Raw genomic sequence first — 26,764 nt, 5'->3', positions numbered from 1 at the left:
TTTCATTCATCCCACGTGAGCGTCACAGACGCGACGCCGGCACTGTCGACGCCGACCGAGGTCAGGCTGGTGAAAGCCCCGAACGTCGTTGAGCCGCCGCCACCGTCGCCGCCGGCGGACGATCCACCACGGCTGCGGGACTGGGCGTCGCGCTTTGTCGCCATCCAAGCGCCTGCCATGATAGCCCGCGCCTGCCAGTCGCCCTGGATGCGCGCAGCGCTCCCAGGCGTCCTAAAAGTGGAGATTTTTCGAGATGGCCCCATGTCTTTCAAGTTTTTCGATGCGTTCGATGAATCGCCCTGCAACAATCATAGTAAGTCTTATGTATATTTTTGTCTTGTGTGCCAGCGCAGCGGCCAACGAAGCAACTCCCGCGCTTGTGGTTGACTGCGTATTGAATCCTGAATCTGATCAGAGAAGTGATGCGCCGCTATGTAAAATGAGATGCTGGCACTCCGCCTCTCACACGCGCGAGTTCAATTTTAGGCACCTCGAGTTTTATCAAGTGGCAGGAAGCATTGATTTGCTGATTGTATTGTATAAATCTCGAGAAATTCCGGTGCCTAGGGCGGGAGAGCCCATAAAATCAGGATTTGACGGATATATGTATTTAACAATAGGAGCAAACACGCAATGCGAATATTATGCAGGCAGCTTTAATCTGTCCGGAATCAATGTTGGCACCCCAATTGCCAGAAGAATTGGCGGAGAGACGCTACCTGCCCCTAAATGACAAAAATATCTGCGGCCAATGCTTCGGGATCGGACGAAGCCGGGATTAAATGTCTCATCACAACAGGCGAGACGCTGCGTGCGCCCTACAACCGTCCCGCCACCCGTGCCCGTTTCCAGCCAGTGCGTGATGCCCCCGCTGTGACGCGCCCGGTCGGCCTGTCGCTAGCGCCCATTTTGCAATGTTTGGATCGCTGCCTTGACCCGCTCCCAATGGCCCGGCGGCCGGTTGCCACCGATCGCGTGCTTGGCTTCGCGCTGGCGAATGTGCGCCTCAAGATGCGCGCCTTTTCCGAAACGCTCGATAAGAGCCTGCGCGTCGGACTCGACCAAGGGGTCGGCCGGCTTGCGACGATGAAGCCATTTGAACATGGCGCAGTTCCGTGTCATCTGCGATTAGATCGATTCCGACTCGTTTCCGAAGCCGATAGTCGTCTACACCTACGCGCTTCATGAAGAGGGTGGAAATTGGCATGCTGGCGCGTCCGCTCATCATTGCATTGACGGCAATGTTCTCTGGCGTCTGCCTAGCGGACATCATGGGGCGAGCCTCGGTCGTCGACGGCGATACGATCGAAATCCATGGTCAGCGCATCCGCCTCCACGGCGTCGACGCGCCTGAGAAGGGGCAGCCGTGTTTTGACGCCGCGAACCAGCCCTACCGCTGTGGACAAAAAAGCAGCGATGGCTCTCGACGAATTTATCGGACAGTCGCCCGTGTCGTGTCGAGAGAGGGATGTTGACCGCTACGGAAGAACCGTCGCTGACTGTATGGTCCGGGGCGAGGATGTTGAGCTTTGGCTGGTCAGAAGCGGCCATGCCTTCGCGTATCGACGCTATTCGTCGGACTACATCGGCGCTGAACAGGAGGCCAGGAACAACCATCGCGGCATATGGGCAGGTCATGCCCAACCGCCTTGGGAATGGCGAAAAGATCACCGAGGCGGCCTGTAGCCTGCGTCAGCCAGTAGGCGAGCCCGTCAACGATCCAATGGTCGCGTGATGTTGCTCTAGTATTTTTTGTGTTGCATAGTTGGCGACTACTCCGTTTTTACGCGATTTTGGGGGCAAAATGACTTTTCACGCCCGCAGCATAATTCGGTCCTGCGTCATACTCGCGATAACCCTCTCATTCGTGACGGAAGCGTTCGCGTGCTCTGGGTGTGGATGTCGTGGCGGTCCGGGATACCGAACTGCGAGCGGCAAGTGCGCAAGCTGGAAGAGCGGACGTTAACGCTGTTCTCCGCTGACACGTTCGCAATTCCATAGATGGCCGCGTCCTCTCACGCGATGACACGCAGCCCAGTTCTGAACGATGGTTGAACCAACCGCGTGCCCGCGCGGCCCGTAGTTCCCTTTCTGGGGTCGCCCGCCAACGCGATCGTCGGTGATGACTTCGCGCCGCAGTAGTCGCCGAATCTGTCGCCTACGCTGAGAGCAGGCTGACAGCGTTCGTTAGCCGTCACCCAAGAACGCCCCGACGGTGGATATAACGACGGGGCGTTTTTCCGTGTGCATGCCTAATATTTCATCGCGAAACGCTCAATGACGTTAATGAATGCTGTCGGAGCACCCATGACTCGCCGGAATACACGCGCCGGCAATTGTCTAAAGACGCCAATCGCAGACGACGCAGCGAGGGCTCTATAGGTGGAAACAATGCGTTGCATAGGCGACTCCGTTTGACCGCGTTGCGCCCATTTTTGGCGCTCGTTAGGCCACGAATGATCGTCTGCCGCTTCCGTAAAATTTTAGTTGCTCGACTTTGTCGCTACCGTCATCGCCCGCGCAATCGTCTGCTCGACGGCCTTGGCGTCGGCTCCAGAGAGGCGACCAACGAGTCACCGCCTGGTCGGCTCGTCTTCGAAGTAGACATAGGCGAGCGCGATCCCGCCGGCGTCTTCGACGATGATGGACTCGCCGCGTTTGCGGAATCCGCAAGGGCGTAGGGCGGGCCACGTTTGCGGGAAATGACCTTCACTTTTACTCTGCGCTACTCTAAAAGAGATTATGCGGCTTCAAGCGAACTTGTTAGCTGGATGCATTAAAATGAGCAAGTTACATCAAAGTGTTATCGACGCGGCATCTTTGTTTGATCACATAAGATATAGAGGAGTTGAGGGAGAGCAGCGAGCGCGCCGCGTTATGCTTGCTCTGGCCGCGCATCCGCCTGAAGAGGCGACGAAGAATGCTCTTAAAACTTATCAAGAAATAGGACCTGCAGAGCACGAAAAGGCGTTGTTAGCCGCCGTCGTCGCCTTTCTCGAGACAGTAGGAGGAGGACATTAAGCTTCGCGGCTAAACTGGGCTTCACTGGACCCGGCGAAGTCGCCGGCAGCTCATTGAGCGGCTTTTTCCACCAGAGTGGCGCCAGCCCCCACCGCATTGGAACGAGTTCAGTGCCGCCTGCCGCAGGGCGGATGACCTTTATCCTCGTTGTAGGGGCGATGTTATAGCGCGGCGCGAGGTTGCGCGGCTGGCCGATCAAGCCGGCAAGCCGGTGAAGCTCTTCCCAAGACAGATGCTGCGTGAAGCGACCGCTGACGGGAGCATAGCAGCTTGCCGGGGCGTTTTGTTGTGTGGCACCCCTGCCACAGTGGCGAAGAAACCGTATGGTGAGAGGTCGAATAACTCTCATTTCTTTCGACCGTGCAAGTGTTTGTTAAATTTACTCGCTGAGGTTCGAGGCAATGTTCAGTCTGATTTAGGAGAGTGTAAATGAACAGGGCAGTTTTCGCCGCTTTGGCCTTGGCGCTGACAGCGGGGTCGTCGATAGCCGCCGACCTTCCATCCCACAAAGCGCCCCCGCCTTACATTCCCCCGCCACCGGTCATGACCTGGACCGGCTTCTATGCCGGTCTTAACCTCGGCGGCGGCTGGCAGGATCGCTCCTCCTCCAACGTGTTGAACTGGGGTTGGGGCGGCGGCAGCGGCGGTCGCGGCGGCGTCGTCGGCGGCGGCCAGATCGGCTACAACTTCCAGGTCACGCCGATGTTCGTCGTGGGCGTGGAGACCGACTTCCAGGGCACGAGCATCGGCTCGGGCGGCGGCAACAACAACGGCTGGCTCTTCCCGGCCGTGATCGGCCCCGCGCTCTTCCCCGGCGTGCCGCTCTTCGTCTTCGGCGGCGGCACGATTGACACCGCGCGCATCAACTGGTTCGGCACGGTTCGCGGCCGCGTGGGCATCACGCTGCTGAGCCCGCAGCTGCTGCTCTACGGCACGGGCGGCTTCGCCTATGGCGAAGTGCAGCGCAACGGCTGGTGGAACCAGAACAGCGCGGTGCAGACCGGCTGGACCGCTGGCGGCGGCGCCGAATACATGTTCATGCCGAACTGGTCCGCCAAGGCCGAGTATCTGTACACGCAGATCAGCGGCACCGGCAACGGCGGCTGGTGGGGCAGCTGGGGCCTCAACAGCCCGAACAACCGCACGCGCTTCCACACGATCCGCGCTGGCGTGAACTATCACTTCAACTTCGGCTCTCCGGCACCGGTGTTGGCGAAATATTGATCGATTGTTCGAGCCAGATCGATCTTAGCGAAGCCCGGCCCTCGAGGCCGGGTTTTTCTTGTGTCCAGAAGACGCTTTCTGCGCATTGGAGCGCCGAGTAAGCATAGAGTGTGCTTGAATCAGTCGGCTGCGAGGATGCTTGAGGTCGTATATGCCGGCACCAAGTGGGCCGCATTCCCGGCAGACGAAGCGACCCGTCTTCGGAAGATGAATAAACGTGAATCCTGCAGGCGTGCCGATAGCGTCGAAGGTCACGACTCCATAGTGCTGGCAAGCGGGGTTTAAGCGCCACGCGCGCTATTGGGCGAGGGCCATGCGCGTGCAAGGCATCGCTAAGCGACGCCTTCGACAGTGACGCTCGCATCGATGCGCGAGGTCGTGATGATCTCGCCAGACGGCAACGCGCCGATCCATTCGATTGCGACTGGACCGACCCCAAGGGCGCAGAAATAGCGTCCGCCAACCGTCTTCCCGCCGAATGTCTGCATGTATTTGAAGACAAGCACCTGGCGATAAAGATCGCCATGGCGCGTGCTAAAGGTCTCGCGCAATTCTTCGAAGAGAACGACCTGCTTGCCGGCCCCAATCATCGGCGGCGTCGAACCAAACGGGTCTTTGCGCGGATAGTTCACATAGGTCTCGCCGATGCGCGCGAACTCGCCCCAGCCGATCGGCTCCGAGAACACAACTTTCTTGTGCTCTTGGAAGATATTTGCGAGCACGCCGTCGAGCGGAGAATCGTCACGCCATTCGGCGACGCCAAAGCCAGGTCGATATCGATATAGCCAACGATTCTTCCAGGTTCCGTGCTCGTCGAAGTTGTCATAGGCCATCGAGTCGGTGACGGCGTCATAGGAGAAAACGGACGAGATCGGCGGTAAGGATCCATCGGCAGAAGAATAGTCGAAGCGGCGGCGCTCGCCGGACCTGAAAAACGGCCAGTAGGGCGCGACGAAGATCGACGCCGTCATTGGTCCCGCTTGAAAGGCGCGCAGGCTCGGCTGGGGGCAAAGCCCGGCGGACGCTTTCCCCCGTTCCCGCGCGGGGCGGTTCTTCCATTTCATGCCAGCGATGTTGGGGGCCGCTGCATGATTTCCAAGCGCAGCTATTCAAAGGCGCCGTCGCAAAGAACGCCCCGAGCCCGGAAGGACGGCCAGGGCGTTTTTGTTTCGCTAATGCTGAAGCGCGCGCTTCTCGATTGCGTCGGCCAGCATATTGGGCAGACCGATTAGACGCCGGAGCGCATACGTCATGTAAATATGGGCGATCCGGCGTGAGCGTGTTGTCCTAATCATGCGATTAAGCTCCCCAACGGCCCCAGCCCGCTCTATGGCTGTCACCTAGTCGTGAAGAGAGTTTTAACCCCCGGTGTCACCGGCAAGCTTGGAGACGTTGAAGCAAGGGCGTCCGCGCGGGGCGTTTTTTGTTTGTGCGCGTTCTTTCCCGCCGTCTCGAACGCGCCATATCGGCCTCACGAGATCCGATTAGAATTGAGGGGGATCGGCCATGGCGAAAAGAGAGCAACACAGCAATCGCGAACCAAAAAAGCCGAAGAAGGATAAGCCTAAGATTTCGTCTGTGTCTGTCAGCTCGGTTTGGGCGACGATCGACAAGGCCCCAATAGGAGACGCCGCCAAGAAGTGGCGTTGAGCGGTTCAAAGCTTCACTTCGCTGGCGCTCTCCGTCAGCGCCCGCGCGATGGTCTGCGCGACGGCCTTCGCATTGGCGTCCTCTTGACGACCCCGCACCGATCGGCTCGTCTGGTAACATCATCGTAGCTTTGCGAATGGATCTATGCGGCTGGCCGACGAGATCGGAGAGCCACTGAAGCTCTTCCCAAGAGAGATGCTTTGTGAACCGGCCGCACATGGCTTCGACAATAGCAGGCCAGAGCGCGGATGTAGCGACGGTGCGTTTTTCGTTGGGGGAGCCTACGTCGGTCTTGATAATTGTTGACTTTCCGGGCCGCGCTAATTTCACTCACGACACTTCAAAGTCCCAATGGAGACAATCAAAAAGGGGCTTGTAAGGTTGAAGGGAGAATCAAATGAGCAAAGTCCTGTTAGTAGTCGCCGCGACGCTGGTCGCCACAACACTGCCTGCAATCGCGCAAAACGAAGAGCACGAGAGACATAGCGCAATGCAGCATATTGGCGGCCACGCGCGACACGGGCACCGCGATTGGAGCGACACTCAGGGACGTGGTCACGTGCATAACATCTGTTGGGAGTGGGACCCTGTCGCGGGATGGGAGTGGGTTTGTCGCTGAGCCGATGATGCACCGAATGCAAAACGCCCCGCCAGCGCATCCATGGCGGGGCGTTTTGTTGTGTGGTGCCGCTGCCACAGTAACACCGGAAACGGATCGTGGGTTGGCTGAATAGCTCTCATTCGGTTTGACTAAGCAAGTGCTGGCGGATTTCCATCACCTTTGAGGGAACGCTCAATCTAATTTGGGAGAGACAAGTGAATAAGGCAGTTATCGCCGCTTTGTCCTTTGCACTGACTACCGGATCGGCGATGGCGGCCGACCTTCCGTCCTACAAGGCGCCACCGACCCCGCCGCCGCCGCCACCACTATGGACGGGTTTCTATGTCGGCCTGAACGCCGGCGGAACTTGGTCAAGCAACAACAGCATTTGGATTGGCTCGTCTCCGATCTGGGTGACGGGAGACAATCCTGGCCCGAACCTGTCCAGTCCGGCAGATTACTCTTTGACGGCTGCCCTTGGCGCGTCAGGCGTCATCTCGTCGAGGAATGCAGCCGGTTTCATCGGAGGCGGGCAAATTGGCTACAATTGGCAATTTGGCTTCGGAGGGAATTCCTTCGTCTACGGCATCGAGGCTGACATCCAAGGCATTACGAATGGCGGCGGCCACAACGGATCCTGGACCACGATTCCTGTCACGGGAGGCAACATCCTGAACCATTCGATCGTGACGGCCGTATCCGCTCGCAAGAACCTGGATTACTTGGGCACCGTGCGCGGGCGAATCGGCTATCTTTTCACCCCAACGCTTCTCGTTTACGGGACAGGCGGTTTGGCCTACGGCGGCGTCAATTTGAACGTCAGTGGCTTCCAGAGCGTAGTTCCTACGGTTGCTGCCTGGCCCACAATTGGTTTTGGAGGCGTCTCATATTCCGATGCGCGCGTCGGATGGACGGCCGGCGGCGGCCTGGAGTGGATGTTCATGCCGAATTGGAGCGCCAAAATTGAGTACCTCTACTACAATCTCGGGTCGCTTCAGATGGCCACTGGCTCGACCGCCCAACTTTATGACGGCAGTTTCGGCGGATCTCCCGCGGGCTTGAAATGGCTGAACGCGACACAAGCGCGCGCAAATTACAATGGCAACATTGTTCGCGCGGGCGTAAACTATCACTTCAATTGGGGCGCGCCTCCGGTCGTCGCCAAATACTAACCTTAAGTTCACCTCAACAACGAATTCCAGCCCGGCCGGCGACGACTGGGCTTTTTCGTGCGGGAGCGCCATCCTTTTCAGCGTCACGACGCCATTGCTGGCAGGTGCGGGTTAAGCACCACACGCGGGTGCCCTGCACGCGTTCGGCGCGAAGGTCAGCGATTGTTGGAGGGGTGGGGCACATGGCGAAAGCTTACCAAAGTCCGCTGCCGTTCGCCGACGCTTATCGGGCAAATGTTGGGCACGAAGAGCCAATGGGAGCGGATCACGATCGTAATTAATTGATTTTTCTGGCGCTCCCTAGGGGACTCGAACCCCTGTTTTCGCCGTGAGAGGGCGACGTCCTAGACCGCTAGACGAAGGGAGCGGGAAGGAGCGTTCTATAGACCGCCGGCGCCTGCCGAGCAACCGCCCTCAGGCGCCCGCCGAAGCTTTCCGGCCGATGAGCGCCCGCGTTGGGACGCGCTTTCCCTCGCCGCCAGCGGCGAGATACAAAGCCCCCTTAGCGCCCTTGGCGCCTGTGGCGCTGCGCACCGCCTCATTGATGCGGTCGATCGACGAGGTCGAGGGCTTCGGCAGCGCGGCTGCGACATCCACGCGTTCGGCGCGCGCGCCGACCGCCTTCGCCGCCGCCACGGGCTTCGCGGCGCGATAATCTTCGAGAGCTGTCACGTCGCCGGCGATGACGGCGCCCTTCTCCAACTCGATCTCGCCATAGGTCACCTTGCCTTCGACGCGTCCACTGGCGCGAACGACGAGCAACTGCTTGATCTCGATATGATCGGAAATCCAGCCGCTGACATCGGCTTCCGTGGCGCTGACATTGCCACGAATGACGCCGCCCTGCCCGACCCGGATAACCCGCGCGGAAACGTCGCCCTCGATCGCGCCGTCGACGATGATGAGATCGGACGCCGAGATTTCGCCCTTGAGCGTCACGCCGGCGCCGATATAGGCGACATTCTCTTCTTCAGGTCGAAAGTCCATTGCGTTCTTGGCCATCGCCAGTCTCCTCGGTCGTTGATGCACGGAAAAGCTTACGTTGTGCGTGTCCCAACATTCAATGAGAAAAAGGCATGCGAAGGCTCAGCGCGGTTTCTCCGTCGCCTCCGACAGCGGATGCAGATCGCGCACCATCGCCCGCATGCGCTCGTCGAGCACATGGGTGTAGATCTGCGTCGTCGAAATGTCCGCATGACCCAGAAGCTCCTGCACCACACGAAGATCGGCGCCATTCTGCAGCAGATGGCTTGCAAAGGCGTGACGCAGCGCATGCGGGCGCATGTCGGCCGCACGCAGTCCGGCGGCGCTCGCAAGCGCCTTGAGATCGCGGGCGAAAGCCTGGCGCGTGAGATGGCCGCTGTCGCTGTCGGCAGGGAAAAGAAAGTTCGAGCCGGCGCGCCCGGGCGCCGTCGCTTCGAGCAACTTGCGGTAGGCGAGCAACGCACGGCGCGCGCGATCCGTCAGCGGCGTGAGGCGCTCGCGCCCGCCCTTGCCGCGGATGGTGAGGAAAGGATCGCGCGAATGCGCCGCGCTTTTTGGCAGCGAAACGAGTTCGGAGACGCGCAGGCCAGTGGCGTAAAGCGTTTCGAGCAGCGCATAAAGGCGCGCCACGCGCAGACGCTCGCCAACCGGCCGAGTCTCGTCGTCAAGTCCTTCGCTCGCGACGGTAAGCAGGCGATCGATTTCCGCCGTGGAGAACACGCCCGGCGCGCTGCGCCGCCTTCGCGGTCCTTCCAGCGACGCCGCCGGATCGTCGCCGCGATGACGATCGACATAGAGAAATTTGTGGAACTGGCGAATCGCCGAAATGCGCCGCGCCACCGTCGCCGCAGACATGCCGCGCGGCTCCAAGGACGCGAGATAGGCGCGAACGTCTTCCGTCGTGGCGCCGCCAGGATCTCCGCCGCCCGCAGAAAGATGGGCGATGTAATCGGAAAGGTCGCGCCGGTAGGCGTCCTGCGTATTGCGCGCCGCGCCGCGCTCCGCGGCGAGCATGTCGAGAAAGGCGTCCAGCTGGCGGGCGGCGCCGGCTTTCATGCGCTCAACTCCGCAACGTCATTCCGCCCACGCGTCGGAGATGACTACTTCATTTATTCAGCCGCTGCGCGGGTATCGTATAGGTCATCTGGCGCGGCTGCGGCGTCACATAGGAGACGAGCGCAATCATGGCCCCATAGACGATGGCGACGACGGCGGCGACGACGATCAAAAAACGGATAAGACTGGGCAAGGATTCGACTCAGCCCCCTATAAGACTGGGACTCTATTCGCCCGAACGGGCGTGGATTGCAACCCAGGCACAATTGACAGCCTGCGGGCGCGAAAAACCTTGCCGAATGCCGGCGCGACGCCAGACCTCAAAAATGCGCTTCCGGATCTTCGTCCTCGGGGCGGATTTCATGACGCATAATCAGCGGCGCCTGGGTCAGCGCGAAGATGAGCGTCAGCGGCAATATGCCGAAGACTTTGAAATTTACCCAGTCGTCGGTCGTCAGAATGCGCCGCAGGATTTCGTTGAGCCCGGCGAGCGCGAAGAAGAAAAGCCCCCAGCGCCAGGTGAGCTTGCGCCAGCCGGCGTCGTCGATATGGATCGCCATGTCGAAGACGATCGGCAGCAGCAGCTTGCCGAAATAAAGCGCGCCGATCAGACCTGCGCCGAAGAGCGTGTAGAGGATCGTGACCTTCAGCTTGATGAAGGTTTCGTCATGCAGAAAATAAGTCAGTGAGCCAAAAACCAACACCAGAACGGCGGTGACGACCGGCATCGCCGGCAAATGTCGCGTGATCGCCCAGGAGACGGCGAGTGTAAGCACGACGCCGGCCATCAGAACGCCGGTCGCGGCGAAAATGCCGTATTTGGAGTTGACGACGAAGAAAAGGAGGAGCGGCCCTAATTCCAGTGCGAGCTTCAGCCAGGGATTGAGCTTTCTTTTTGCCGCGACGGCCGTTCCTTGAGTCATCTCTCTCTAGCTTTCCGCCTCTGACGTCTCGTCAAGCCCCGCAATCGCCCGCGCAAAGTCGCGCGCCGCAAACGGCTCCAGGTCCTCGGCGCTTTCGCCAACCCCAATAAAATGGATCGGCAGGCCGTAAGTCTCGGCGATGGCGACGAGAATTCCGCCCCGCGCCGTGCCGTCGAGCTTGGTCATCACGAGCCCGGTGACGCCAGCGACGCGTTCGAAGACATCCACTTGCTGCAGCGCGTTCTGTCCGACGGTGGCGTCCAGAACGAGCAGCACGGCGTGCGGCGCCTCGGCTTCCGCTTTTTTCATCACGCGAACGATTTTTTCAAGCTCGGCCATCAGTTCGGCGCGATTCTGAAGCCGCCCTGCCGTATCCATGAGCAGAATGTCGGCGCCCTGCTCCTTCGCCCGCTTGATCGCGTCGAAGGCGAGGCCCGCCGCATCGGCCCCTTCCGCGCCTGAAACGACTTCGGCGCCGAGCCGCGCGCCCCAGACCTTGAGCTGCTCGACCGCAGCGGCGCGGAATGTGTCGCCTGCCGCTAGGACCACCGACTTGCCCTCGCCGGTCCACTTTGCGGCGAGCTTGGCGATCGTCGTGGTCTTGCCAGAGCCGTTGACGCCGACGACGAGGATGATGAAGGGCTTTTTGCTGTCGTCGACAACAAGCGGCTCGGCGACCGGCGCCAGCGCGCGCTCGACTTCGCGGGCGAGGATTTCGCGCACCTCCTCAGGGTCAATGTCGCGCTCATAGCGCGCCTTGCCGACCGCCTCCGTGATGCGGGTCGCGGCGCCAACGCCAAGGTCGGCCCGCAGCAATACGTCTTCGAGCTCTTCGAGGGTCAGCGCGTCAAGCTTACGCTTGGTGAAGACGTCAGCGACGCCCTGGGTGATTGCTTGCGAGGTTCGGGACAGCCCGCCGGACAGGCGGGACCACCAAGAACGCCCTTCCTCCTCCGCCGGGGGCGCCGCTTCGGGCGCGGGTTCGCTCTGGCCGCCGCCAAATAGGCGCGAAAACATGCCGCGCTTCTTGCCTTCCGCTTCCTGGCTCATACGCTCCCCGAACTTGGGGCATGCCCTACACGAGTTGCGCCGAAAGGGCCAGCGGATGGACCTTTTTACCGTGCTTCGCGCCAGACGTGTTCGCGCGATGCGCCGGCGTCGCGACTTTTCTTGTTTCCAGCTTGAAGATGATTAAGCGCGCCAGTTTAACTGCAATGAAGCGGGCCGGCTTTTCGGCCCGCTTCTTTGTTTAAGCTGTTTAAGCCGTCGCCTCGGCGCAACCCTTCGACATCGCCTCGCGCCCCGCCGCCATGATCTCTTCCGGCGTCAGGTCGCGGACATGCGTCGCGATCGACCAAACATGCCCGAAGGGATCGACGACCTGGCCGTAGCGGTCGCCCCAGAACATGTCGGCCACGGGCATTTTCGCCGTCGCGCCGGCTGCGACGGCGCGCGCGTAAACCTCGTCGACATTGTCGACCATGAGATGGATCGTAACGGGCGAGCCTTTGAGCGCCTTCGGCCCGAGCGCGCCCCATTCCGGCATTTCGTCGACAAGCATCACCGAGGAGTCGCCGATCCTCACCGAGGCGTGCATCAATTTTCCGTCAGGGCCTGGCATGCGGAACATCTCCTCGGCGCCGAAGGCTTTCTTATAAAATTCGATCGCGTCGGACGCGCCGGCGCAGATGAGATGCGGCGTGATCGAACGCAAGCACGGCGGATTTTTCTCAACATTGGCGTTCATGCTTTAGCCTTTCCTTCGGTTTGTGTTTCAGCCCCTAACTTTCGCAGCGCTTTGCGAAGCTTTTGTCCTTCGCTTTGCGACAATTCGGCGTCGAGCGCGACATGTTCGCGTCGCCAGATCGGCAATGCGGCGGCGAGGAGATCGCTGCCCGCATTGGTCAAAAACAATCTGCGCGCGCGGCGGTCCTTCTCATCGAGACGCGTTTCGACGAGCCCGCGCCGCTCCAAGGATTTCAGCGCGGCGGTGAGCGTCGTGCGATCCATGGCGAGCGCGTCCGCGAGACGTCCGAGGGTCGGCGCCTGCGGCGCATTGAGCGACATCATCAGCGAGAATTGCCCATTGGTGAGTCCGAGCGGCGCGAAAGCGCGATCGAAGCGCCGCGCCAGCCTGCGCGCCGCGCGTTGAGTCGCAAGACAGAGACAACAGTCGCGGACCTCATGAACGACCTCGATCGGCAGCTTCTTTGACATGGCGCTATTATGTTGATATCAACATTTATGGCCGTTGTCGAGTCTTTTGCGTCATCGCCACCCTCGCCCTCGTCCTTCGAGACGCGTGCTCTGCACGCTCCTCAGGGTGAGGAAACCTTCGCCAAAGCGACGCGTCGGGAATGATAGGAACAAGCCAACTACAAGGAGCAGCCATGAATCCGAAAGTCAGAACCTGTCTCGCCTTCAAGGATCAAGCCGAGGAAGCTGCGCGCTTCTATGTCTCGGTCATTCCCGATTCGGTTTTCGAAGGCGCCTTCCGCCGCGAGCCGAACGGGCCGGCGATAATGGTTTCCTTCACCCTCGCCGGGACGCCCTATCAGGCGCTCAACATGGGTCGCGAGACGATCCACAATGAAGCCTTTTCGATCTCGGTGATGACCAAGGATCAACGCGAGACCGACGAGATTTGGGAGAAGCTGCTCGCCAATGGGGGCGCGGCGATCCAATGCAGCTGGCTGAAAGACCGCTTCGGAATCTGCTGGCAGATCGTGCCGGAAGCCTTGCCGCGAATGTTTATGCATGAAGATCGCGCCGCCGCCGAGCGCGCCTTTCAAGCGATGCTCGGCATGGTGAAGATCGATGTCGCCGCTGTCGAGAAGGCGTTTGAGGGGCGATAGCCCGCGCAATCACGCATCTGTGTTCGATCGCACATCTCGCGATTTGCCATCCGGCCTATGGACTCCCGCTTGGGCTCTAAAAGGGCGCAATCCGAGGAGATGAAGATGACCGGACGCAAGTTCGCCGCAGCGTTTCTGTTGAGCGCGCTGCTTCCCGTAACTGCGCATGCGGAAAATTTTTCGACGTCGGTCCTAAATCCCGCGGCTCTGCCGGCGAATGGCGTCGTTACCGGAAACTATCCAACCGGCGGCGGGCAGGCGAACTACTATTTCGCCGTCGATCTTAAGCCCGGCGCCTTTGCAAGTCAGATTTCGGCGCAGGGCGGCGGCAAATATAAGACGCTCACGCTCGCTCTGCTCGACGGCGCCGGCGCCAAGATTGACTCCTATTACATCACTGCGAGCGACGACGGCAGAGAAGCGACGCATGTGTTTTCGATCGACTCTGGCGGCCGCTATATCATCCGCGTCACGCCGGAAGGGCCTGAGGCAAGCGCTTTCCACGTCGCGCTCGGCGGCTCGGCCTTGCCAGACCGGCAACCCGCGGAGACTGGTTCCGGCAATTCAAAATCATTTCTCGATCCAACGCCAATCCCCGCGAATGGAGTCGTCAGTGGCAAATTTCCGGGCGGCGCCGCCTCGTCCTATTATTATTTCGCCGGCGATTTGAAAGCCGGACAGCTGATGACGCAGATCACGCTGACGGGCCGCCCCGGCGCGATGAAATGGGCGTCTCTGGAGTTGCTTAACGATCAGGGACGCGTCGATCAGGAGTATCATCTGTCGCGCACCGACGCGAGCGCCGACGCGACGAAGAACTTCGCCATCGACCGCTCCGGCAGGCATGTCTTGCGTCTCACCGTGCAAGGCGTCGAGACGAACGCCTATAAGATCGAATTTGGCGGCGACGCCCTGGCGGCGAAGTGAACGCCCCCATGCGCAGACTCATCGCTTCAATCGCGGCGCTCGGCGTCGCTGGCTCGCTCTCCGCCGCCCTCGGTGAAGAGCTTTCCACGTCCATCATGCGGCCCACGGTTCCAACCGGCGCGATCTCCGGCAATCTGCCCGGCGCCAGTGGCCCGCGCTCCTATTATGTCGTGCTCGACCTCGCGCCGGGCGATCTCTTGACGCAGCTCCTGATCGCCGGACGTGAAAAGGGCGAGCGTCGGTTGACGCTGGAACTGCTGGACGCTTCCGGCGCGGTCGCGGCGTCGACCTTCGTGCGCGCGGCGTCTGGCGCGAAGGACGAAACGACGAAAAGCTTTCCGATCGATTCGACCGGACGCCGCATCCTTCGCGTCACCGTCGAAGGCGAAGAGACCGGCGCCTTTTGCGTGTTGATGGGCGGCTCCACCTTCCCTTCAGCGAAAGACCAAGCCTGTCCGGCGATGGCGGGCGTGAAGGCCGCTTCGTCCGAGCCGCCACAGCGAGCGGTGGAGGTCATTACGTCGAAATGCGAGGAGCGCCTTCGCGTCGGATCGGACTTCCTCTTCGATTTCGACCGCGCGGATTTGCGGGCTGAAGCGGCCCCTGCGCTCGCTGAACTTCAGCAACGGATAACGGCTGCGGGAAAAAAGGCGACGGTCGAAGGCCATACCGACTCTGTCGGCTCCGACGGCTACAATCAGAAGCTCAGCGAACGCCGCGCCTCGGCGGTCCGCAATGCGCTCGTCGGCCGTGGCCTTGCGCCCGATAGTCTCGCGACTCAGGGCTATGGCGAGAGCAGACCGGTCGCGCCGAATCAGAACGCCGACGGCTCCGACAATCCGCTAGGACGCGCGAAGAACCGCCGCGTCGAGGTCGTCATCAATACATGTGGGCGAAGCTAGTCGATCACTGACCACTAGCGCCGCCGCTGTTGCGTGGTGGCGCTCAAAGCGGCGTCTCGCGGCGCGCCGAATTAAGCCGAGCGCGCCAGGGGGTGGGCGGCATCGCCTTTAGCGGCGACGGCGTTCCATTCCTTTTCCCAGAAATCGGCGACGCCGAAGCGCGCGATGGCGACGCCTTTTTCGTCGAGAACGATCACCTCGTCGAAATCGACAACGTCAAGCGCCTTCGGGCTGGAGAGCTCCATTTCGAAAAAGCGGCTGACTTCGGCGATGACGCTGGCGGCGTCTGATGACTCCCGCTCATACTCGCGCAGCGGCTTCAGCTTGACGTGTCCGCCTTCGGTCTCAATGAATTTGACTTCACGAACGCGATAAATTGCCATTGTCTTACCCTCGCTAGCGCTGGGGCATAGAGATGAAATTGGTTGCGCCAGCCGCGCGTCAAGAGGCGCAGCAAGACCTTCGCTGTCATTCGACGTGGCGAACGAGCCTGTATTTTCTGACACGCGCGCCGCGGAAGCGCCCCTGTCATTGCCGACGCGCGCGCTTAGGGATAAGCCTTGATGTCATTCGCGAGGCGCGCACGAGCAGTCCTATCACTCCCGACGCTCGCGCAAGCAGCCCTGTCATTCCCCACGCGCGCGCAGCGCGCGATCGGGAATCCAGAAAGCCGATCATTCGCGAATTTGCTCTGGATTCCCGATCAGGCCTCCGGCCTGTCGGGAATGACACTGGAGGGGCCATCCCAACTCGCGCCCTCGTGCTGAGGAGGCGCCGAAGGCACCGTCTCGAAGCATGCGAAAGACATTTCTTTGCGCTGCGGCCAAGCGATGGCCGGGGCGTCCCGGACCGCTCGCCCCCGCGCCTCACGGCGGCGGGAAATCTTCGCGCGCCCGCCTTTTGTCCCGCTCTTCCTTCAGCGCACTTCCATCACCACCATAGCGACGTCGTCCGTTGCGGGCGCTGCGCCGCGGAAGGCGCGCACGTCGGCGAGCACCGCTCTGATGAGCGCTTCAGGCGGCAGATCGCGATACTGCCTGAACGCGGCGCCAAGGCGTTCGAGTCCGAAGAATTCGCCCTGGCGATTTTGCCTCTCGGTGATTCCATCGGTGTAGAGCATCAATTTGTCGCCTGGCGCGAGTTCGACGCTGCGCTCCTCGAAAACGACGTCGCGCTTGACGCCGAGCACCAGACCATCGGCGTCAAGCTGCACGCAGTCCGAGCGCCCGGCGCGCAACAGCAGCGGCGGATTCTGGCCGGCGTTGGCGTATTGCAGCATGCGCGTCTGCGGCAGGAAGCGGCAATAGAACATGGTGATGAAAAGATCCGCTGCAAACAAATCCTCATGCAGCAGCGCGTTGAGGTCGCGCAACAGCTCCGCCGGCCCGCTGAGGCCGTTGGTCGCGCGTCGCGTCTCGGCGCGCAGCGTGCTGCGCACTTCGGTCATGATCAGCGCGGCGCCGACGCTATGGCCGGAAACGTCGGCGATGACGATGTCGGCCACGCCGGAATTCTCGAAATAGTCGAAATAGTCGCCGCCGACATGCGTCGCCGGCACGCAGATTCCAGCGACCTCCATATGCGGCGTGCGCAGCGGCGCGCTCGGCAACAGCGACAGCTGAATGTGTTTGGCGATTTCGAGTTCGTGACGACTCTCTTCGACGCGGCGCCGATCGGAAATGTCGGCGTGAACGCTGACGAAATGGGTGATTCGTCCCGCCTCATTGGCGACCGGCGAGATGAGGAGTTCGTCCCAGAAAGGGGAGCCGTCCTTGCGGTAGAATTTCACCGTCACCTGACAGCTTCGGCGCTCGAGGATGGCGGCGCGGACTTCTTCGAGCGCCGCTGGGTCCGTCTCCGGCCCGCGCAATAGATGCAGGCTGTGTCCGAGGAGCTCCTCGCGGCTGAAACCGGTAATCCGGCTCAGCGCCGGATTGACATAGATGTTGGGAACGCCCGGCGCCTGCGCATCCCAAATGGCGATGCCGATGGGGACGGCTTCGACGGCGCGGTTGCGCACGCGCAGCTCATCCTCGAACTTTTTGCGCGCCGTCATGTCGTGGTCGACGCCGCGCCATTTGACGAGCCGGCCGCCTTCGTCGAAAACCGGCGCCCCGGTCGATTCGGTATAGACGTCGCCGCCGTTCTTATGGCGGTAGTGGTTCACGACCCGGTGGAACGGCCGGCGCGAAGCGATGGAGCTCCGCCCCTTGTTCGCGACGGCGTCGCTTGCAGGCTCCTTAGCAAAGAGATCAACATAGCTTTTGCCGAGGACCTCTTGGGGCGTCATCCCCAACACGTCCTCAACCGCGCTGCTGCTGTATGTGTAGCGGCCGTCTTTATCCTGCTCCCACAGCCATTCGCCGGCCATGTCGGCGATCTGCCGGAAGCGCTGCTCGCTCTCAAACAGCGCCTCCTTGTCGCGCTTCTGTTCGGTGATGTCCTGTTGGATCGCAAGGTAATGGGTAATCTCGCCATTCGCGTCGCGCAGCGGCGAAATGATTTCCGAGGCCCAATAAAGCTTGCCGTCCTTTCTGCGATCCTGAATCTGTCCGCGCCATTCGACGCCGGCGTGAATGCTTTCCCAAAGGCGCCGATACTGGTCGTTCTCGGTCCGCTTTGATTGCAGCATGCGCGGGTTTTGGCCGATGAGTTCATGCGGCGGATAACCGGTAAGGGTCGCGAAGCGACTATTCACATACTCAATTTCGCCATCCTTATTGGTGATCATCACCGCGATCGGACTTTGGTCGACGGCGGCGGAAAGCGTCAGCAGCTGATCCTCAGCGCGTTTAAGCCGGGTCAGATTATAGGTCACGCCGACGAAATAGCGCTTTCCTTTGAGCCAAATTTCGCCGATCGACAGATACATCGGAAAGGTTGTGCCGTTCTTTCGCCGCCCCATGACTTCGCGGCCGACGCCGATGATCTTTTTGACCCCGGTTTCCCTATAGGCGGCGAGATAGCTGTCATGCGCCTCGCGATAGGGCGAAGGCATTAACATTTTAACGTTTCTTCCGAGCGTTTCATCGGCGCGGTAGCCAAAGAGTCTCTCCGCGCCCTTGCTGAAAAGCAAAATATCGCCGGCCTCGTTAATCACCACGAGACCCCCGACCATGCCGCCGAAGATTGTTTCGAGCTTTTCCTTGATGTCTTCGAGCGCGTCCGTCTCGCTCAGTCCTTCGTCGACCGTACGTAGTTTGAGTAGCGAGCCGCCGCCGTCGCCAGCAAGCGGATCAATCTCGCAGCGCACGTCGAGCATCGTTTTGTCCTTGCGCCGAATACGCAAGGACAACCGCTCGCGGGCATGCGTTGGCCACGAAGGTTCGCAGTTGCCGCCGTCGTGCGCGACAAGTTGTGAAAAGAACGACCGTCCGCGCAGCTCGCTCTCGAAATAGCCCGTCAAACGCTCGGCGGCGTGGTTCATCGATCGTATGGCGCCTGAGGACTCCAGCACGCAAAGCGCCTCATCGAAAGCGTCGAGAATAGCGCGATCTGCGGCGAGCGTTTCCATCGCGCTACGAAGCTCCTGCTTGCGCCGAGATGCGCCGGCCGTTTCGCGCTCCCTCCGCGCCCTCGCCGGAATGGTTGCGGTAGGCGGCGTCGCATGCGTCAACAAGCGCGTTCAACTCGGCGACGAAGGCCGCGATAGGCGTCAGCGTCGTAAATGGCGCGGCTTCGAGTTTGAACGCCAGCCGCTCAAGCCCAGCAAGACGAAATTCAAGGCCAACGTTACGGAACAATGTTCGAGCGTCGCTGACCCCGTTGAGCAATTGCATAGACGCAATGCGTGCGGACGCATCCCTCATCCGCGCATCAAGCGCGGACTGCAACTGCTGCTCCCAGCGGTCTCTTGGCTTCACATCCTCTAAAAAGACGGTGAGCTTCTGCAATCCGAAAAGATTCGCGGCCTGATCGAAATAAGCGCCAGCCACGCGCATGTCCTCTCCAGACTCGCGGGTGAGCGCGACAAGGAACGGAAAATTTCCCAGCCGATCGAAATAGGGCTCCTCCAGGGACTGCTCGCGATTGGGTTCGCCTGCCTCAAGGCGCTCACGATAGTTACGGAGATCGGAACGCCACTGCTCGATCTCCTCATCGTCTGGACTCAGGCGATATCCGCGCCGCATAGCCCAGTGACACATGTAGGCCAAAGCGTCTTGGAGCTGGAGGAACAGACCATACTCGCGCGCGGCCTCTAAATCGTTCCGTGCGCGAAAGGCTGCACGCCATCTATCGCCCTCAAAAATTTCATCAAAGGAGAGATAGAGTTTCACGGCGTAGCTCAATAGAGTGGGAATCAATCCCTCGCCGAGCAGAAGAAAACGAACGCCGGCCTCATCGATCACCTTGTTGCATATCACCGTGACGGCAATTTCCCGTGCGAGCGAATGGCTTCTGACCTGCTCTGGAAAATGCGACCGCACATACTCAGGAAAATAGCTGGCGAGAAAATCATTGGCCCAGGATCCTTGCAGGAAGGATTCGTCTTCGAGCAGCCTCTGCTTCAGCGCGAGCTTCGAATTCGCCATGAGCAAAGCGAGTTCCGGCCGCGTCAATTCCTTCGTCTCGCGGGCAGATACGTCCTTGCGCGTGGGAAACGCTTCTGCCGACGCATTGATATAGCCAGCGTTCTCCAGTTGTTCGGCAAGATCCATAAATGGATCCAAATTGACGCGACAACGCACACGATCCAACGACAGGCAAAGACTCTGTTGGTCATTGTCCTGCAATACGGACGCACAAACTTCCTCGGTCAGAGATTCGAGAAGACCGTTGGCGTCATTAAGTTTTGGCGCGTTTTCATCCGGCCGCGCACGCAGCAATGTTTTCAAATTCACTTCGTGATCAGAGAGATCGACGCCGGCCGAATTGTCGACCGCATCAGTGTTGATGCGGCCGCCCTTCAACGCATATTCGATGCGCGCCCGTTGGGTGAACGCGAGGTTAGCGCCCTCCCCGACGACTTTGGCGCGAAGCTGCAGCGCATCAACGCGGGCGTCGTCGTTGACGCGATCGCCGACGCTCTCATTCGTCTCTGAACTCGCCTTGACGTAAGTGCCAACGCCGCCCATCCACAAAAGGTCAACGGGCGCCGTTAAAAGCCAGCGAACAAGCGCTTCGCCATCCGTCGTGCTATGCCGCACGCCGAGCCAGGCCCGCACCTCTGGACTTAGCGAGATATCCTTGGCGTCGCGCCGATAAACGCCTCCGCCTTGAGAGATTAACGCTGGGTTGTAGTCGCGCCATGTCGACTGCGGCAGTTCAAACAGGCGGCGCCGCTCGCCGAAGGACGCCAGCGGATCAGGGTTCGGATCCAGAAAAATGTACTGACCGTCAAAGGCGCCAAGCAACCTAATGTTTCGCGTATGCAACATTCCATTGCCGAAGACATCGCCATCCATAGAGCCCACTCCGACCACGGTGAATGGCTCGGCATCTATGTTGCGACCGAGTTCGCGAAAGTGGCGCCTGACGCAGACCCAAGCGCCGCGCGCAGTAATGCCCAATCGCTTGTGGTGATAGCCATGCGCGCCGCCACTGGCGAAGGCGTCGCCGAGCCAGAAGCCGTACGACTGGGATATTTGGTTGGCGATGTCAGCCCAGGTGGCCGTGCCCTTGTCGGCCGCGACGACGAGATAAGGATCGGCGTCATCGTAAGCAACGAGCTCGGGAGGCCGAACGATTTTTGTATGCTTCAAATTGTCGGTGAGATCGAGAAGACCGTGCAGAAACTGGCAATAGGCTTCTTCGCCCAGTCGCTGTCGCTGCGCTACGTCCGCATAAGATAGTTTCAGAACAAAGCCGCCCTTTGCGCCCTGCGGCACAATGAGAGCGTTCTTGATCATCTGCGTTTGCATCAACGCGAGTATTTCGCTGCGAAAGTCCTCTGGTCTGTCCGACCAGCGAACGCCGCCGCGCGCAACCTTCGCGCCGCGCAGATGTATCCCTTCCATCGACGGGGAGTGAACGTAGATTTCCGCCATGGGCTTTGGCGGCGGCATGTTGAATACGCCCAGACTACTGATTTTCAGAGCAATGAAGTTGCGCGCCCAATCGCCGGAGAAATAGAAATTTGTGCGCACCGTCGCGTCAATGAGGTTGAAGAGGTCGCGCAGAATGCGATCGTCGCTACTGTCGACAACCTTATCCAGAACGTCGACGAGTTGCGCCCTGATGGGCGTAAGGACTTCGAGCTCGGTCTGGAACGAGTCGCGCCCACCCCGATCCGGGGTAAACCGCGCTTCAAAATAGCGGTATAGAAGCTCGACGGACGCCGGACTGCGCAACAGCGCGCGATAGATGCGGGCGCGCTCGACCCTCACGCCGAGCTGCTGATAGTAGTTACAATAGGCGCGAAAGAGATCAATTTGACGCCAATCGAGCTGAGCGCCCAAGACCAAACCATTCAGGGCATCGCTCTCAACCTTTGCTGAGAGGGTTGCTTTGAGCGCCTCCAACAGTCGAGCGCGAGATCGCGCCATGCTCGCCATGCTCGACGTTGCGGGTTCAACGATAAAACTTCGTATGAACCACGCCCCTACTCTGAGATTGAGCTTAAAAAGTAATTGATCCGCCACCCGCAGTCCCATGTTCTGCAGCATCGGCAGGAGTTCGTCGAGTGCGCGCTCCTTCCTGCCGATCAACCGAATTTCGTAGGCCGCCTCGCCGGGTCGTGGGCCACGCAGCGGGCGAAGTTCAACGATCTCGCGCTCGGCGTCTTCGTTAAGCGCAATGAGTGCGATATCGCGAGCGGCCCGAGCAGCGGGAACGAGATAGCGATAGGATTTCGGCAGCGCGCGCAGCATGTCGGTGGGCAACTCAAACCCCACTCGGCGACTTGCGCGACGCAGAAAGCGATCCGCCGCCGCATCCCAATCAGCGGGACGAGGTATCTCAGGCGCCAATATTTCCGGAGAGTGCAGCACGGGAGGCAATCAGCTAAGCGATTTTCTTGCGCATCTCGAGCACATTCCCCGAATCCGTCTTGCGATATTGGACAGAGTCCATCACGGAACGGATGAAGAATATGCCGCGGCCGCGTTCGCGAAGCTCGTCAAGGTCAGGCGTCGGCACAGCAGCGAGATCGAAGCCTCTGCCATGGTCGAAAACACGTACAGAAAGATAGGCGTCTTCGACGGAAAGACAGATCCGGACTGAGTCCTTCGCATTCACTGCGGAACTATATTGAATCGCGTTGGCGACAGCCTCAGTCAGCGCAAGATTTAAATGGTAAGCGAGAGTGTCGCGTTTATCCTCCTGAACGTCTAATTCCTTGGCGAGCTGCTCGGCGATCGCGCCAACAAAACGCAGATATCGCGTTTGATTGGGAACGACGATGTCCAGATTGACCACCGTCTCGCACATTTCGATCGCCGCCCCTCCCCATTCAGGCGCTCAGCGCCAGCTGCAGGCTTGGATAAATGTCGAAAACTCTGTGCAACCTCGTCAGCTCAAACATCGACCTGACGCGCGGCTGTAGACCCGCCAAAGCAAACCCGCTGGAACGCAAATTTGCGTTCTTATAGCCGGAGAGCAGAGCGCCCAGACCCGAGCTGTCGATGAACTGCACTCTCGCGAGATCAATCACCACGTTTTGCGCGCCGCCTTCGAGCGTTTTCAGAACCACATTCTTGAGGTCGCCGGAATTGTGGGCATCGATACGATCTTCCTGGACGCTCAAAACCGTCCGGTCGTCTCGCACTTCTTTGACTACTCTCATTGCCAAGCCTCAGCTCGATTTCGGACCATAAAAGACGATTGAATAAATAAGTCTACACCGCCGCGTTTAACAGGGCCTACCGTGACGCTTCCGCTTTTAGCCGCGCCGGCGCTCTTTCAACCAAAGCTTGCTTCAGATCGGCGATCAGATCGTCTGGATGTTCAATGCCAATCGAAGCGCGAACAAGCGCCGGCGTGATCCCGATCTCCTGGCGGGCCTCTTCGGTCAGTCCCGAATGCACTGTCGTCGCCGGGTGGCAAATCAGGGACTCGGTGCCGCCCAAGCTGACGGCGAGTTTGAAGATCTGCAGTCGATTGAGAAAGGCGAAGGCTTCGGCCTGTCCGCCGAAGAGCTCAAAGGAGAAGGTTGAGCCAGCCGAAGTCGACTGGCGCTCCATCAACAAGCGCTGAGGATGACCGGGCGGAAGCAGTGGAGGGTAGTGAACGCGCGCCACTCTCGGATGGCCCGCGAGAAAATTCGCGATGATCCCGGCGTTCTCCACAGCCCTGTTCATGCGCAAAGACAAGGTCTCGAGCGAGCGGCCGAGCATCCAGCAGGAATGCGCGTCGAGCTGTGTGCCGATGGCGCTGCGCATCGCCCGAATTATTTTGAGATATGCGCAAGAGCCGACGACGGCGCCGCCGATAAGATCGCTGTGTCCGCCAACATATTTGGTGAGTGAATAGAGCGACAAATCAGCGCCGTGACGCAGCGGGGATTGAAAGACGGGACCCAGAAGCGTGTTGTCGCAACAAATGATCGGTTCAGAACCTTGCCTTGTCGCAATCTCATCGCCAATTCGCTTCACGAGCGCGATATCAACGAGGCTGTTCATCGGATTGGACGGCGTCTCGATAAAAATCAGTGCGATGCGCCCGATATCCATCGCTCGCTTTGCAGCCGCTCGAATGTTTTCTTTATCGAGCCCGTCGGTGAAGCCGACGCCAGTTATTCCGAAGGGCGCCAGAGTTTTATCAATAAGAACCTCCGTTCCCCCGTAGAGCGGACGACTGCGTAAAATCGTTTCTCCCGGACGCACGAATGCGAGAATCGTCGTAACGATGGCCGACATGCCCGACGAAAAGACGAGACCGCACTCCGCATGCTCGTAGATCGCCAGACGGTCCTCGACAATCTCTAGATTGGGATGATTAAAGCGCGAATAGACGAGACCGGTTTCTTCGCCTTTGGGCGGCGCACGACGGCCGGCCATATAGTCGAAGAAGTCGCGCCCGTCTTCCGCCGTTCGAAACACGAAAGTTGAGGTCAGAAATACGGGCGGCTTGACCGACCCTTCAGACAGCGCCGGGTCGTAGCCGTAGCCCAACATCAGCGTTTCCGGCTGAAGCACGCGGTTGCCAATGCTGGCCTTATGATAACGCGTGCTATCCATTGTCACGTCCTTGAATCTCCCTGGGAGCGACCAGGCGGCGCCGCCACAGTAGAAATAGAGCGCTGAAGCTCAGTTGCTCGCGGCGAGGCTTTTGACTCCGCCATCTCGGCCAACGTCTCCAGGGCGGCGTCGATATCGGCGGCTGTGTGGTCCGCGCAGATCTGGAATCGGATCTCCTCGTCCCCCTTTGGCACGACGGGATAGGTCAGGCCGGTCACTAAAACGCCTCGGCGACGCAAATGGGCGACGATCGCCAATGTGCGAGCGCTGTCGCGCGTGACCAGCGGCACGACTGGATGCTCCCCGGGCAGCGTCTCGAAGCCGAGCCTGATCAGCCCCGCCTTGAAGCGCGCGGTCATCGCCCGCAGATGCTTAAGCAAAGACAGGCCCTGAGAGCTGTCCAGAACATTGATCGCTTGGTGCGCCGCGGCGGCCTCGGCTGGCGTGATCGGATTAGAATAGACGTAAAAGGGCGAGCGCTCGCGCAAGTAGCGAATGAGGATTTCGTCGCCTACGACATAGCCGCCGTTGACGCCGAAAGCCTTGCCAAGCGTCGCCACCAGAATATCGACGGGGCCGGCATGCGTATATTCTTCCGCGCCGCGCCCAGTCGCCCCGAGAGCGCCAACGCCATGTGAATCATCGACGACGACGATCGCCCCCTCCCGAAAAGCGTTATCGCGACTGCGCGCCAGCAACATGACACGGTCCAGCGGCGCGTGATCGCCCCGCATGCTGAACACGCCGTCAGTCACGATGATGGCGCGGTTGCATGATTTTGCCGCCTCGTCGAGACATCGCTCGAGTTCGCCCATGTCGAGATGTTTGTAGATTCGCTTTTCCTCAGGCGCCGCCAGAGAGATCGCATTGATGATGCAATTGTGATTGAGCTCATCGCTAATGACAGCAGTCTTCTTGCCGACAAGTTGGGGGATGAGGCCCATGATCGCGGCATAGGCGGAGGAAAAAATTATCGCAGCCGGACGGGAGTGAAAATCGGCGAGCCGACGCTCCAGCGCAACATGAGGCGACCAGGTTCCGCTGATGAAGCGCACGGCGCCGGGCCCGGCGCCAAATTTCGCTGCCGCTTCTTCTTCGGCGGCAATCACCTCTGCACGCAAAGACATGCCCAGATAATTATTGGCGTTCATGCGCAGAAACGGCTTTTCGCCTTCGCCTTCAATGAGAAAGCGTGGACCATAGCCGTCGCGCGGCGCAATAACTCCGCGGAGGACGCTTTCCGCGCGTTTAAGCAACCCTGCATCCGAAAGTTCATTGAGCTGCGCAGCAAGCGCCCTAGCCAAACCGTGCGTTGGCATTTTCAACCTCATTTGAAATTGGATCCTCAAATGGACCTGTCGTCTCGCCAAGACGCGCGAGCATGTCCCGCGTCATGGCGACGAGATCGAAGCGTGGGCTAAATCCCCAATCCTCCCGCGCCGCACTGGAGTCGAGCGACTGCGGCCACGAATCGGCGATCGCCTGCCGCAATGGATCGATGCGGTAATCCACGGCGAATGACGGAACGTGTTGGCGAATTTGGGCGGCAATTTCGTGCGGCGTAACGCTCATGCCGGTGACATTATACGCATTCTGATATCGCAGACGCTGAGGATCAGCTTCCATGAGTTCGATGATGGCGCGGACGGCGTCCGGCATATACATCATGTCGAGCCGCGTCTCTGCGGCGAGAAAGCAGGAGTAGGGCTTGCGCCGAGCAGCGGCGTGAAACATTTCGACGGCATAGTCGGTCGTGCCGCCGCCCGGCGGCGCCGCCCAAGAAACAAGGCCTGGCAAGCGCAGCCCGCGCGCGTCTACGCCGAAACGGATCGCGTAATAGTCGCAGAGCAATTCGCCAGCGACCTTGGTGACGCCGTAAATCGTCGTTGGCCTTTGGATTGTCGCCTGCGGCGTGCCACGACGTGGCGTCGAGGGACCGAACGCCGCAATCGAGCTTGGAAAAAATACCTGGCAGCCAAAGTGCCGGGCGGCCTCCAACACATTATAGAGACCGTTCATATTGACGCTCCAGGCGGCCTGAGGCCTCTCCTCGGCGACTGCCGAAAGAAGCGCTGCGAGGTGGTAAATGACGCCAATTTCGCGTCGCTCGATTAAATCGGCGACCGCCTCCGCCTGGGCGCAGTCGAGGCGCTCGTAGGAGTCGTCTGCTGGCTGCGCCTCGGAGAGATCCGAGGCGACGACGCGCGTCGCGCCATATCGCTCGCGTAATGCCGGCGTCAGCTCGGCGCCGATCTGGCCAAGCGCGCCGGTGACGAGAATGCCTCGCATGCGCCTTCCGATAACGCGGCGGCTCCGCCTGAGCGCCGACCTAT

29 protein-coding genes and 1 tRNA gene are annotated in these 26,764 nt (G+C 60.1%); 10 read left to right on the top strand and 20 right to left on the bottom strand.

The window, feature by feature from the left end; all coding sequences use genetic code 11:
- Nucleotides 1-2: 2 nt before the first annotated feature.
- Nucleotides 3-179 carry a hypothetical protein gene (locus tag FEV16_RS16875; protein ID WP_171015165.1) on the bottom strand — a complete coding sequence of 59 codons (177 nt, stop codon included), beginning with the start codon at nucleotides 177-179 and terminating at the stop codon, nucleotides 3-5.
- A gap of 110 nt (nucleotides 180-289) precedes the next feature.
- Here FEV16_RS16875 and FEV16_RS08160 point away from each other — a divergent pair, with 110 nt between their 5' ends.
- Entirely contained in the window at nucleotides 290-733 is a 444-nt protein-coding gene (locus FEV16_RS08160; RefSeq protein ID WP_138167131.1) for a hypothetical protein, read from the top strand.
- A gap of 164 nt (nucleotides 734-897) precedes the next feature.
- Here the strand turns inward: FEV16_RS08160 and FEV16_RS08155 are convergent, their stop codons facing one another.
- Nucleotides 898-1,104, bottom strand: a complete 207-nt coding sequence (locus FEV16_RS08155; protein WP_138167130.1) for a hypothetical protein — start codon at nucleotides 1,102-1,104, stop codon at nucleotides 898-900.
- Nucleotides 1,105-1,184: 80 nt separating this feature from the next.
- Here FEV16_RS08155 and FEV16_RS17220 point away from each other — a divergent pair, with 80 nt between their 5' ends.
- From FEV16_RS17220 to FEV16_RS16870, 3 genes are all read left to right on the top strand, one after another.
- Nucleotides 1,185-1,475 carry a hypothetical protein gene (locus FEV16_RS17220; protein ID WP_246657238.1) on the top strand — a complete coding sequence of 97 codons (291 nt, stop codon included), beginning with the start codon at nucleotides 1,185-1,187 and terminating at the stop codon, nucleotides 1,473-1,475.
- Nucleotides 1,417-1,686 (top strand): thermonuclease family protein, encoded by a 270-nt coding sequence (locus tag FEV16_RS17215; protein WP_246657237.1) that lies wholly within the window; start codon nucleotides 1,417-1,419, stop codon nucleotides 1,684-1,686. The genes FEV16_RS17220 and FEV16_RS17215 overlap by 59 nt, the downstream gene beginning before the upstream one ends.
- 1,095 nt (nucleotides 1,687-2,781) lie before the next feature.
- Nucleotides 2,782-3,021: a hypothetical protein gene (locus FEV16_RS16870; RefSeq protein WP_171015150.1), complete on the top strand. Its 240-nt coding sequence runs from the start codon at nucleotides 2,782-2,784 to the stop codon at nucleotides 3,019-3,021.
- Here FEV16_RS16870 and FEV16_RS08145 read toward each other — a convergent pair.
- Nucleotides 2,927-3,370, bottom strand: a complete 444-nt coding sequence (locus FEV16_RS08145) for an SOS response-associated peptidase family protein (protein ID WP_138167129.1) — start codon at nucleotides 3,368-3,370, stop codon at nucleotides 2,927-2,929. The genes FEV16_RS16870 and FEV16_RS08145 overlap by 95 nt on opposite strands.
- A gap of 80 nt (nucleotides 3,371-3,450) precedes the next feature.
- Between FEV16_RS08145 and FEV16_RS08140 the strand changes: the two genes are divergently transcribed.
- Nucleotides 3,451-4,245: an outer membrane beta-barrel protein gene (locus FEV16_RS08140; RefSeq protein ID WP_138167128.1), complete on the top strand. Its 795-nt coding sequence runs from the start codon at nucleotides 3,451-3,453 to the stop codon at nucleotides 4,243-4,245.
- 332 nt (nucleotides 4,246-4,577) lie between these two features.
- Here FEV16_RS08140 and FEV16_RS08135 read toward each other — a convergent pair whose 3' ends face one another.
- Complete coding sequence (locus FEV16_RS08135) at nucleotides 4,578-5,216, bottom strand: hypothetical protein (RefSeq protein ID WP_138167127.1); 639 nt, start codon at nucleotides 5,214-5,216, stop codon at nucleotides 4,578-4,580.
- Nucleotides 5,217-6,292: 1,076 nt separating this feature from the next.
- Between FEV16_RS08135 and FEV16_RS08130 the strand changes: the two genes are divergently transcribed.
- Together FEV16_RS08130 and FEV16_RS08125 are read left to right on the top strand one after the other, a co-directional pair.
- Nucleotides 6,293-6,514 carry a hypothetical protein gene (locus tag FEV16_RS08130; RefSeq protein ID WP_138167126.1) on the top strand — a complete coding sequence of 74 codons (222 nt, stop codon included), beginning with the start codon at nucleotides 6,293-6,295 and terminating at the stop codon, nucleotides 6,512-6,514.
- A 197-nt stretch (nucleotides 6,515-6,711) separates the two neighbouring features.
- Nucleotides 6,712-7,668, top strand: coding sequence for an outer membrane beta-barrel protein (locus FEV16_RS08125; protein ID WP_138167125.1), 957 nt, complete (start codon nucleotides 6,712-6,714; stop codon nucleotides 7,666-7,668).
- Nucleotides 7,669-7,959: 291 nt separating this feature from the next.
- Here the strand turns inward: FEV16_RS08125 and FEV16_RS08120 are convergent.
- From FEV16_RS08120 to FEV16_RS08085, 8 genes are all read right to left on the bottom strand, one after another.
- Nucleotides 7,960-8,035, bottom strand: a tRNA-Glu gene (locus tag FEV16_RS08120).
- A gap of 47 nt (nucleotides 8,036-8,082) precedes the next feature.
- A complete protein-coding gene (locus FEV16_RS08115) occupies nucleotides 8,083-8,670 on the bottom strand; it encodes a polymer-forming cytoskeletal protein (RefSeq protein ID WP_138167124.1) in 588 nt (195 codons plus the stop codon).
- An 84-nt stretch (nucleotides 8,671-8,754) separates the two neighbouring features.
- Nucleotides 8,755-9,708 carry a tyrosine recombinase gene (locus tag FEV16_RS08110; protein ID WP_138167123.1) on the bottom strand — a complete coding sequence of 318 codons (954 nt, stop codon included), beginning with the start codon at nucleotides 9,706-9,708 and terminating at the stop codon, nucleotides 8,755-8,757.
- 49 nt (nucleotides 9,709-9,757) lie between these two features.
- Entirely contained in the window at nucleotides 9,758-9,901 is a 144-nt protein-coding gene (locus FEV16_RS08105) for an oxidoreductase (RefSeq protein WP_138167122.1), read from the bottom strand.
- Between the two features lie 127 nt (nucleotides 9,902-10,028).
- Nucleotides 10,029-10,631, bottom strand: a complete 603-nt coding sequence (locus FEV16_RS08100) for a septation protein A (RefSeq protein ID WP_138167121.1) — start codon at nucleotides 10,629-10,631, stop codon at nucleotides 10,029-10,031.
- Nucleotides 10,632-10,637: 6 nt separating this feature from the next.
- Nucleotides 10,638-11,681: a signal recognition particle-docking protein FtsY gene (gene ftsY, locus FEV16_RS08095; RefSeq protein WP_138167120.1), complete on the bottom strand. Its 1,044-nt coding sequence runs from the start codon at nucleotides 11,679-11,681 to the stop codon at nucleotides 10,638-10,640.
- A 208-nt stretch (nucleotides 11,682-11,889) separates the two neighbouring features.
- Nucleotides 11,890-12,378, bottom strand: coding sequence for a VOC family protein (locus tag FEV16_RS08090; RefSeq protein ID WP_138167119.1), 489 nt, complete (start codon nucleotides 12,376-12,378; stop codon nucleotides 11,890-11,892).
- Nucleotides 12,375-12,848: a MarR family winged helix-turn-helix transcriptional regulator gene (locus FEV16_RS08085; RefSeq protein ID WP_138167118.1), complete on the bottom strand. Its 474-nt coding sequence runs from the start codon at nucleotides 12,846-12,848 to the stop codon at nucleotides 12,375-12,377. The genes FEV16_RS08090 and FEV16_RS08085 overlap by 4 nt, the downstream gene beginning before the upstream one ends.
- A gap of 173 nt (nucleotides 12,849-13,021) precedes the next feature.
- Between FEV16_RS08085 and FEV16_RS08080 the strand changes: the two genes are divergently transcribed.
- From FEV16_RS08080 to FEV16_RS08070, 3 genes are all read left to right on the top strand, one after another.
- Nucleotides 13,022-13,486 (top strand): VOC family protein, encoded by a 465-nt coding sequence (locus tag FEV16_RS08080; RefSeq protein WP_138167117.1) that lies wholly within the window; start codon nucleotides 13,022-13,024, stop codon nucleotides 13,484-13,486.
- Between the two features lie 105 nt (nucleotides 13,487-13,591).
- Nucleotides 13,592-14,413, top strand: a complete 822-nt coding sequence (locus tag FEV16_RS08075) for a hypothetical protein (RefSeq protein WP_138167116.1) — start codon at nucleotides 13,592-13,594, stop codon at nucleotides 14,411-14,413.
- 8 nt (nucleotides 14,414-14,421) lie between these two features.
- Nucleotides 14,422-15,315: an OmpA family protein gene (locus FEV16_RS08070; protein WP_138167115.1), complete on the top strand. Its 894-nt coding sequence runs from the start codon at nucleotides 14,422-14,424 to the stop codon at nucleotides 15,313-15,315.
- Nucleotides 15,316-15,386: 71 nt separating this feature from the next.
- Here the strand turns inward: FEV16_RS08070 and FEV16_RS08065 are convergent, their stop codons facing one another.
- The 8 genes from FEV16_RS08065 to FEV16_RS08030 form a co-directional block, all read right to left on the bottom strand.
- Nucleotides 15,387-15,698, bottom strand: a complete 312-nt coding sequence (locus FEV16_RS08065) for a hypothetical protein (RefSeq protein WP_138167114.1) — start codon at nucleotides 15,696-15,698, stop codon at nucleotides 15,387-15,389.
- A gap of 533 nt (nucleotides 15,699-16,231) precedes the next feature.
- Entirely contained in the window at nucleotides 16,232-18,829 is a 2,598-nt protein-coding gene (locus FEV16_RS08060; RefSeq protein ID WP_138167113.1) for a PAS domain S-box protein, read from the bottom strand.
- 4 nt (nucleotides 18,830-18,833) lie between these two features.
- A complete protein-coding gene (locus tag FEV16_RS08055) occupies nucleotides 18,834-22,148 on the bottom strand; it encodes an NAD-glutamate dehydrogenase domain-containing protein (protein WP_246657225.1) in 3,315 nt (1,104 codons plus the stop codon).
- A gap of 109 nt (nucleotides 22,149-22,257) precedes the next feature.
- Nucleotides 22,258-22,683, bottom strand: a complete 426-nt coding sequence (locus FEV16_RS08050) for an ATP-binding protein (protein ID WP_138167111.1) — start codon at nucleotides 22,681-22,683, stop codon at nucleotides 22,258-22,260.
- A 22-nt stretch (nucleotides 22,684-22,705) separates the two neighbouring features.
- Nucleotides 22,706-23,038 (bottom strand): STAS domain-containing protein, encoded by a 333-nt coding sequence (locus FEV16_RS08045; RefSeq protein WP_138167110.1) that lies wholly within the window; start codon nucleotides 23,036-23,038, stop codon nucleotides 22,706-22,708.
- A gap of 76 nt (nucleotides 23,039-23,114) precedes the next feature.
- Nucleotides 23,115-24,431 (bottom strand): cystathionine gamma-synthase family protein, encoded by a 1,317-nt coding sequence (locus FEV16_RS08040; RefSeq protein ID WP_138167109.1) that lies wholly within the window; start codon nucleotides 24,429-24,431, stop codon nucleotides 23,115-23,117.
- A 2-nt stretch (nucleotides 24,432-24,433) separates the two neighbouring features.
- Nucleotides 24,434-25,750, bottom strand: coding sequence for an aminotransferase class I/II-fold pyridoxal phosphate-dependent enzyme (locus FEV16_RS08035; RefSeq protein ID WP_138167108.1), 1,317 nt, complete (start codon nucleotides 25,748-25,750; stop codon nucleotides 24,434-24,436).
- Complete coding sequence (locus FEV16_RS08030; RefSeq protein ID WP_138167107.1) at nucleotides 25,728-26,720, bottom strand: NAD-dependent epimerase/dehydratase family protein; 993 nt, start codon at nucleotides 26,718-26,720, stop codon at nucleotides 25,728-25,730. The genes FEV16_RS08035 and FEV16_RS08030 overlap by 23 nt, the downstream gene beginning before the upstream one ends.
- Between the last annotated feature and the right edge of the window lie 44 nt (nucleotides 26,721-26,764).

The sequence above is a fragment of the Methylocystis sp. B8 genome (assembly GCF_005771425.1).
GTDB lineage: Bacteria > Pseudomonadota > Alphaproteobacteria > Rhizobiales > Beijerinckiaceae > Methylocystis.
Note: the sequence above shows the minus strand (reverse complement) of the source record. Positions and strands in the feature narration are given on the sequence as shown.